Here is a 441-nt window from a genome sequence, read left to right on the forward strand (position 1 = left end):
CGCGCTTCATGGAATTCACTGCATTCAATTGGGATCCATTGCGCCACGATGCATGGAATCCACTGCGTTCAATTAAAATCCATTGCACCACACTGCATGGAATCCACTGCATGCTCTCGAGATCCATTGGGCCACGCTGCATGGAATCCACTGCATTCAATCGGGATCCATTTAGCCACGCTGCATGGAATACACTGCGTTCAATCGGGATGCATTTTACCATGCTGCATGGAATCCACTGCATTCAGTGATGCTGCATGGAATGCACTACCTTCAATCGGGATGCCTTGGGCCATGCTGCATAAAATCCACTGCATTCAATAGGGTTCCATTTCTTCACGCTGCATGGCATACACTGCATTCAAACACGCTGCATGGAATCCAGTGCATTCAATCGAGATCCATTGGGCCACGCTGCATGGAATCTACTGCATTCAATTG

Annotated in this window: 1 protein-coding gene; it reads right to left on the reverse strand. The window is 48.5% G+C overall.

The genetic code is table 11. The features are described from left to right. Positions 1-223 (reverse strand): hypothetical protein (locus FJV41_RS53335; RefSeq protein ID WP_220138020.1); only part of this gene is annotated, 223 nt, incomplete at its 3' end. Positions 224-441: the final 218 nt, after the last annotated feature.

This window comes from Myxococcus llanfairpwllgwyngyllgogerychwyrndrobwllllantysiliogogogochensis (genome assembly GCF_006636215.1).
Taxonomy (GTDB): Bacteria; Myxococcota; Myxococcia; order Myxococcales; family Myxococcaceae; genus Myxococcus; species Myxococcus llanfairpwllgwyngyllgogerychwyrndrobwllllantysiliogogogochensis.